Genomic DNA, 5,860 nt, shown 5'->3' with positions numbered 1-5,860 from the left:
AGGACTTTTTATTTTTTGTTTTCCATAGATGTATAAAATTTATAAGAAGTTAACGATACCCTATTGTTTCAAGGTTTTATATAAAAAAAGAGCGAATTTTTCGCTCAAACAATATGACGAACATACGGATCATCGCTGATACCTTGTTGTAATACACGCTTAGCATATTCTTTTGCACAAAACAAACTATGATCTCGATAATTTCCGCATTCTTTTTCTTTTGTTCCCGGTACATCTTCCCACTCAATATCATTAACAATCTCTTCCAAAGCCGATTTTAAAGCCAAAGCTACTTCATGAGAAGAATGAGAAGAAAACGTTAATAAATGAAAACCTGTTCGACATCCAAAAGGTGAACAATCTAAATAGCCTTCCAATCGAGGTCTCAGTGTTAAAGCTAATAAATGTTCCAATGTATGCATACCCGCTGTAGGAATAAACATTTCATTGGGTTGTGTTAAACGAATATCATAATTTGAAACAATATCTCCTTTAGGTCCTTTTTCCTGACTAATTAAACGAACATAAGGGGCTTTGACTTTAGTATGATCGAGTGTAAAACTCTCAATTTGTACATCTTCTCTTTTCATATTTACCTCACAATACTATCCATTCAATAATAAAAACAACAAAACAACATGCCATAGATACTTGAAATAAACTCACATTACACCAGGCCAATCCAATTCCCACAACTAGTGCAATGGCTGCTGCTATGGGTAATTGTGTAGCTTCTAAAATAGCCGGAAAAGTCATTACGGCTAATGTTACATAGGGAACATAATATAGAAAGGATCGAATGGTTACATTTTTAATGGGTTTTCGAACCAGTGTCAAAGGTAAAACCCGGATTAAATATGTCACGATGGCCATAATGGCTACATATATCATTGGATTATGCATCGAGATCCCTCCTTGGACAGACAATGGCTGCAATCAATGAAATCAAAATCGTTAATAGAATGGTTTTTGTTCCCGATGATATAGGAATATCTTTACAAATATAACTCAATATAAAGCTAATCAAAACCAATGCAAAAACGACTTTATCTTTTTTGGCTGCTGGAATAATCACTGCAAGAAACATACCATAAAGGGCTACACTTAAAGCCGATACAATGGATGCACTTAATGTATTCCCAGCAACGATGCCTAAAGCCGTTCCTGATGCCCAGCATGGAATCGCAACTGCATAAGCGCCATATAAAAACCATGGCTTCACTTTTCCTTCTTGTCCGATAGCTAAGCCAAATAATTCATCGGTTACATCAAAGCCGATAAGTAAACGATGTATTGTCGATGTGTTTTCTTCTATTTTTTGAGAAAGAGAAAAACTCATCAAAAAATAGCGGGCATTAGAAACAATAGTCATCATCACCATTTGCCAAAAAGTTCCATTCGAAGCAATCATCATAAAACAAGCATATTCTCCAGCCGATGCATTAATCAAAGCCGATGTGATAAAGCCTTGAATCGGGCTTAAACCAATATTTTTAGCCATAATTCCCAAAGTAAAAGCCACTGCAAAGTAGCCTAAACCAATGGGAATGCCATTTTTCATTCCTCTTTTAAATTCGTCCATGTCTTGTATTATATCAAAGTTCTTATAAATTTGTCACATAAGAAATAGAATCTAAAACATCAAAGACAAGAACTGTACAATTTGGCATTGGCACACCTAATTGATCAATCATATAAGGTGCATGTCTTCTTAATAAATTAGCCATAATACCTCCATGACAAACCACTAAAACATTACCATCATGTTTCTTTGACATTTCAAATAAAGCATTTTCAACACGTGTTACAGCCTGTATTGGGCTTTCGCCTCCATATTGAGGTAAATCCTCTCTATTCAATTTTAATTCCTGAAACACATATTGTTCTCTTTCACCTTCAAATTGACCAAAATGAATTTCTTTTAAATCTTTTCTATGACTTTTATGAATATTTCTTTGACCAATAATCAAATCCAAAGTATCCATTGCTCGTTCAGAAGTCGAAGAATACGCCCATTCAAAATCAATATCCTTTAATTTTTCATGTGTATCTTTGGCTTGTTGAATACCTAAAGACGTCAAAGGCGAATCACACCAGCCTTGTATTCTTTTTTTCTCATTGAAAATCGTTTGTCCATGTCGAACAATATACACTCTCATAATACTTCTCCTTTTATCATATTTTTTACTTGATTATAAAAAGGCTCAAAAGCAGAAGGAATGGCATAATATTTTTCAATGTCTTCAATCGAATAAAAAGAATCACCTTCTTTTTCTACTAAACAAACAAAAGCTTTCATATGCCATTCAACATGGGAAAAAATATGAATATAATCTTGTAAAGGAATTTGACAAAGACAATCTTTCTTTTCTTCATCAAATCCATATAAACCCGCTAATAAACCTTTTTCTTCTCGTTTCTTTAAATGAATTTTATCTTGATAAACATAAATAAAAATGGTTTTTTGTTCAATGCGTCTTTTCTTTTTTTCAGGTAAAAGTGGCAATTGATTTTGAATTCCTTTTTTATAAGCTATACAATCCATTTGAATCGGACACATATCACATCTAGGATGTTTTGGAATACAAATTAAAGCCCCTAATTCCATTAAAGCTTGATTATAATGACTGATTTTAGAAGAATCAGGTAAAGAAACATCCACTAATTTTTCAATTTTCTTTTTTATTTTAGAATTCAATACTTCATCAATTCCATATAAACGAGAAAACACACGAAGTACATTTCCATCTATAGCACTGACTCTTTGATCAAAGGCAATAGAAGCAATAGCTCCTGCTGTATATGGACCAATTCCCGGGCATTTCATGAGTTCTTCTTTGGTTTGAGGTAAATGACCATTGTATTGTTCCATACAATATAAAGCACATTTCTTTAAATTGCGAGCCCTGGAATAATATCCCAGTCCCTGCCACAATTTAATGAGTTTTTCATCGTCGCATTTTGATAAAGCTTCGATATTGGGTAATTCCAGTATGAAACGATTATAATACGGAAGCATGGCTTCAATACGTGTTTGTTGTGCCATGATTTCACTAATCCAGATGCCATAGGCATCTTTTTGTTGCCGGAAGGGCAAAGTCCGAGCATTTTGTTCATACCACTTTAATAAATCATCTTGAAACATAATATCCACAGAAAAAAGATGGAAAAATCCATCTTTTAAACTCTAGCATAAATAAATTGTGCTTTACCAGTGATTGTTGTATTTCCTGTATTGGCATCAATGAAAGCTGTTTGCCCTTTTTCCAATTCTACTTTTTCTCCATTTGCTTCAATGGATAAAGAACCATCTAATACAATGACAGAACCAAAACTTTCTTCATCCACATTCCAAGTCACAGAACCATCGAGTTCTGTAACATAAGTTGTGAATTCATGACAAGTTGCCATCATTGTCGCTTTGGCATCGTCTTTGATTGTTGTTGGACCACATGGTTTGAAATCACTTTCAGAAGGTGTTAATTTAGAAACATCTAATGCTTTTTGAATATGCAATTCTCTTGGTTTCCCGTCTTTTCCAACACGTCCAAAATCATATACACGATATGTTGAATTGGAATTTTGCTGGATTTCACAAATTTGAATGCCTTCTCCAATAGCATGAATCGTACCAGAAGGAATAAAGAATACATCACCTTTATGAACAGGCACTTTTTTCAATACATCCAATACCGTATTATCATAAATTTTAGCTTCAAATTCTTCTTTTGATACTTCTCGATTCACTCCATAATATAAGAAAGCACCCGGTTCACAGTCCAAGATATACCACATTTCCGTTTTTCCAAATTCGTGTTCCACTCTTTGTGCATATTCATTATCTGGATGCACCTGAATGGATAAAGAACCCTTCGCATCAATGAATTTAATTAAAATCGGAAAATTTTCAAACGCATTCCCTTTTGTTCCCCAAACTGCTTTTCCAGCTTTTTCTAAATATTCAGGGAAAGTCTTTCCAGCCATTTGGCCACTGGCTACAATACTAGGTCCATCTGGATGTACAGATAATTCCCAGCTTTCTGCTACAATGTCTAAGTCTGTTTTCTTTCCAAAGTTTTCTTTTAACTTTGTTCCACCCCATAAATAATCTTTAAAGGCTGGATTTAATTTGATAATTGCCATTTTGTTTATCCTCCGCTCTTTATTATTATAAAACAAAATAGATATTTTTTATATGAAAAGATTTGATATATCATTATATTTTTGTTTTGTTTATAAAACAAAAACAAAAAAAAGAGTTTTTAAGCTCTTTTTTTGTTATTATCTATATTTTTTTGAAAAAAGACGGTATAATTTATTGATTTTTCCTGAATCACAGAAGCTATAACGTTCAGATTTATACCATTGTGGACAACTTTTTTCCATATCATATAATTGAAAATAAACATTACCGTAAATCATAAACAGTACCTCCTCGCTCTTATCTCTCTTGTGATTGTATTATATAACCAATTAATAACTTTTAAAATGGCTTAAAAGCCCAATTATTTTGATTCATTTTGTGCATTTTGCACAATAAAATAGAATGAAAATTTTCATAAAACATTTTCATTTCATTACATTCTTATTTTATTCATTAAAAAACATAAAAATGTTCACAATTCATGAGCAATTGATGATAAACTATAGAAGGTGATACTATGATTTCATTAAACGATATTATGTTACAAGTCGGCGATCAATATAAAATGACATGCATTGCCGGAAAAGAAGGCTGTTCCAATATTATTGGATGGGTCCATATTGTAGAAGACCCTACCATCATTCAATTTCTATGGTCCAATGATTTAGCTTTAACACTTGGACTAGGTTTTCAAGACGAAAAAGCATTATTGGATTGTGTCACAAAATTAATCAAAAGAAATTGTGTAGGATTAATAATTAATACGGGAAAATATATCAATAAAATTCCGACTTCTATTATTGATTATTGCGATGCTAAAAATTTTCCTTTAATTACGATTCCATGGGAAGTCAATGTCAATATTTTTATTAAAGACATCAGTATTCGTTGTCAACAAGCTGTCATGGATGATCAGAAAATTGCACAGTATTTTATGAAAGGTTTTCGTGATGAAACTAAACTGGAACAATATCGAGATGAATTGATGTTACACTTTGATACGCAATCCGATTTTCAAGTGACTTTGATTTCTTTTCAACATTTGCCTCAAAGTGATATCGAAAAACAAAGGGCCATGGCTCGTATTCGTTATTTTTTCGGCGACATACAATGTAAATATTTATTTTTCTGGTATGAAGATAGTTTAGTATTAATCACAAATTCATTTTTGGAAAATCAATTGATTTCTTTGTGCGAAAAAATGATTCTTACCGCAAAAAGAAAATTAGATGGTTTACAAATTTATATTGGATTAGGCAGTAAACTCAATGATTTACATTCTCTTCCTAAGAATTATAAACGAGCTAAAGCCAGTCTTCGCTATGCACAAACGTTTCATCAAGACATTGCTTGTTTTAAAGATATTGGTATGTACCAGATTTTATTTTCAATCGAGGATCAGGATATATTGGATCAATATTATCAGGATTGTCTGAATCCATTGATTGAATACGACGAAAAACATAATTCACAGTTATTATTGACTTTTAAATTTTTTCTTAAATTCAATGGCTCTATTCAACTCATTGCCCAGGAATTATATACACATCGAAATACAGTTAATTATCGTATTCAAAAAATAAAGTCATTATTGCATAGTGAATTAGATTGTGCTGATGAATTATTTAAATATGCATTGGCTTTTTATATCAATGAAAGCTAAAAAAGGGGCTGTAACGAGTAAATAACCCTAAAATAAAAAAAATTGCGCTAATC

General features: G+C 32.2%; 8 protein-coding genes. 1 reads left to right on the top strand and 7 read right to left on the bottom strand.

Going from position 1 to position 5,860, the window contains the following annotated elements; translation table 11 throughout:
• Positions 1-104: 104 nt before the first annotated feature.
• The 7 genes from ACI32A_RS08525 to ACI32A_RS08495 form a co-directional block, all read right to left on the bottom strand.
• On the bottom strand, positions 105-590 hold the full coding sequence (locus tag ACI32A_RS08525) for an S-ribosylhomocysteine lyase (protein WP_439754628.1): 486 nt from the start codon (positions 588-590) through the stop codon (positions 105-107).
• A gap of 7 nt (positions 591-597) precedes the next feature.
• Positions 598-903, bottom strand: coding sequence for an AzlD domain-containing protein (locus tag ACI32A_RS08520; RefSeq protein ID WP_439754627.1), 306 nt, complete (start codon positions 901-903; stop codon positions 598-600).
• Positions 896-1,582 (bottom strand): AzlC family ABC transporter permease, encoded by a 687-nt coding sequence (locus ACI32A_RS08515; protein ID WP_439754626.1) that lies wholly within the window; start codon positions 1,580-1,582, stop codon positions 896-898. The genes ACI32A_RS08520 and ACI32A_RS08515 overlap by 8 nt, the downstream gene beginning before the upstream one ends.
• Positions 1,583-1,604: 22 nt before the next feature.
• Positions 1,605-2,159, bottom strand: coding sequence for a histidine phosphatase family protein (locus tag ACI32A_RS08510; RefSeq protein WP_439754625.1), 555 nt, complete (start codon positions 2,157-2,159; stop codon positions 1,605-1,607).
• Entirely contained in the window at positions 2,156-3,145 is a 990-nt protein-coding gene (mutY, locus tag ACI32A_RS08505; RefSeq protein WP_439754624.1) for an A/G-specific adenine glycosylase, read from the bottom strand. The genes ACI32A_RS08510 and mutY overlap by 4 nt, the downstream gene beginning before the upstream one ends.
• 35 nt (positions 3,146-3,180) lie before the next feature.
• Positions 3,181-4,143, bottom strand: a complete 963-nt coding sequence (locus ACI32A_RS08500; protein ID WP_439754623.1) for a type I phosphomannose isomerase catalytic subunit — start codon at positions 4,141-4,143, stop codon at positions 3,181-3,183.
• A gap of 138 nt (positions 4,144-4,281) precedes the next feature.
• The gene (locus tag ACI32A_RS08495) at positions 4,282-4,422 is read right to left on the bottom strand and encodes a hypothetical protein (protein WP_439754622.1); all 141 of its coding nucleotides are present in this window, start codon (positions 4,420-4,422) and stop codon (positions 4,282-4,284) included.
• Positions 4,423-4,661: 239 nt separating this feature from the next.
• On the opposite strand from ACI32A_RS08495, the gene ACI32A_RS08490 reads away from it, so the two are divergent.
• Complete coding sequence (locus ACI32A_RS08490) at positions 4,662-5,807, top strand: PucR family transcriptional regulator (RefSeq protein WP_439754621.1); 1,146 nt, start codon at positions 4,662-4,664, stop codon at positions 5,805-5,807.
• Positions 5,808-5,860 lie beyond the last annotated feature (53 nt).

This window comes from Floccifex sp. (assembly GCF_051873555.1).
Lineage (GTDB): Bacteria > Bacillota_I > Bacilli_A > Erysipelotrichales > Erysipelotrichaceae > Floccifex.
This window is presented reverse-complemented; position numbering and strand designations above follow the sequence as displayed.